This is a genomic window from Bathymodiolus azoricus thioautotrophic gill symbiont, from assembly GCF_001298715.1.
Classification (GTDB): domain Bacteria; phylum Pseudomonadota; class Gammaproteobacteria; order PS1; family Pseudothioglobaceae; genus Thiodubiliella.
Genome location: NZ_CDSC02000119.1, coordinates 1 through 1,680, shown reverse-complemented (window position 1 = coordinate 1,680; position 1,680 = coordinate 1). Strand labels below are relative to the sequence as shown.

Below are 1,680 nucleotides of genomic sequence, written 5' to 3'. Positions count from 1 at the left end.
CTTCTCAAATGGCAAAGAAACTTTCCAATTTTTACCCCCTTTTTTAACAATAAAATGTGCAATCCAATGCATTTTATCAAGTGAACATATCGCTAAAGAGCCATTACCTATAAAACGCGTATCACTGTATTGATATAAACTATATTCTGGCGTAATGGTATCAATCTCAATACCTTCAAATATAACGCTCAAAGCTTCAATCTGCGTATCTTGCGTATCTACAGAAATACGCAACATCTCAGTTTCTGGTATGCCTCGTGGTAATATGTTCACCTGAATACTACTGCCCTCACCCAAATCAACCTTACAACTTGAAACTGCTATCTTACAATTACTAACTTTGATATGACGATAAATATCATAGGAATGTCGATTTATTTGGCTTATATAGCCTGAAACAAAAGCCAATGCTGATAAAACAACTATCGCAATAATAACAGGTTTGTATTGCACTAATTTTTAAAACTGATTCATTATTAGTTTAATATCATCTGCCATCTTACTTGGATTGTGCGGCGATGGGAATCCTGCAAAAATTTGACCCTTAGGGTTAATCAAATAAACCCAAGCAGTATGATTAATAACATAACCATCTTGTAGTGCACTTTCAGGCAGCTTATCGTTTGCCTTAAGGATAATTGACCCACCCTTTTCATCATAGATAACACGCTCATAATAAGCACCAAAAGGCTTAATAAGCTGGTCAATTTGTGCTTGCTCACCAGAAACACCGATAAAATCTTTGTCAAAATGCCTCACATACTCTTTTAACACTTCGGGTGTATCTCTTAATGGATCAAAAGTAATTGCCACAACTTTCGGTACACTGGTTACTTTACCTTCTATCATTAAATTTTTCAAAACCGACATATTAAGCAACTCAGTTGGACAAACATCTGGACAATGCGTATAAATAAATAATAGCAAAGTCCAACCATCTTTCAAATTGTCATTATTAAACACTTGATTATTCTGATCAACCAAAGAAAATGATGGCAATGGTTTATCTGGATTGTAAATAATGTGGGAGACTTTAAGTTGTATTTTTAAATCCTTATAATCACGATTAGCGTTGCCGTACAAAAAAAATACAACCACAATAACAATAGCAACAATGATGATTAGAGTTTTTTTCAACATTTTAATGCTGATGATGTATCATTTTTTTATGATCCATCACTCCTTCTTTTCTTACTTTAGCATATATGGTTTTCGACAAGCCGTTATCAAATACTAATTTAATTGCAACAGAGTCGCCTTCTCTTGGCACCTCATTAGGTTTAATCATCATAATATGCCAGCTACCTGGTTTTAAAGTTAACTTACTGTGGGCAGAGATAAGCATAAAATCTTGCTTAATCATTTTCATCATACCGTCTTGAGGCACAGTTTTGTGTAACTCAAGGCGTTTATAGCCATTAGTATTTGCAGATAGTAGTTTAATATCACCATCAGAATGATTGGATATTTCCATAAATGCACCTAATATTGGTGCATTTGGTGGCGCCGAGCGCACCCATGGATCGTCTATAGTAATATTGCCCAATTGATTATTAAGTGCAAAAGTTGCATTAAAGCTAATTAATGCAATAAACATCAATAGCATTGTTTTTATTTTGTTGAACATAGTTGGTTTTCCTTTAAATTATTCAGTGTACTACTCAACGCCTAAAAGACAGA

At 34.0% G+C, this 1,680-nt stretch carries 3 protein-coding genes; all 3 read right to left on the bottom strand.

Annotated elements, in window-relative coordinates; all coding sequences use genetic code 11:
- Positions 1–453 (bottom strand): hypothetical protein (locus tag BAZSYMA_RS02390; protein ID WP_143243067.1); only part of this gene is annotated, 453 nt, incomplete at its 3' end.
- A gap of 6 nt (positions 454–459) precedes the next feature.
- Complete coding sequence (locus BAZSYMA_RS02385; protein ID WP_090715250.1) at positions 460–1,140, bottom strand: SCO family protein; 681 nt, start codon at positions 1,138–1,140, stop codon at positions 460–462.
- A 1-nt stretch (position 1,141) separates the two neighbouring features.
- Positions 1,142–1,627 carry a copper chaperone PCu(A)C gene (locus tag BAZSYMA_RS02380; RefSeq protein ID WP_090715248.1) on the bottom strand — a complete coding sequence of 162 codons (486 nt, stop codon included), beginning with the start codon at positions 1,625–1,627 and terminating at the stop codon, positions 1,142–1,144.
- Between the last annotated feature and the right edge of the window lie 53 nt (positions 1,628–1,680).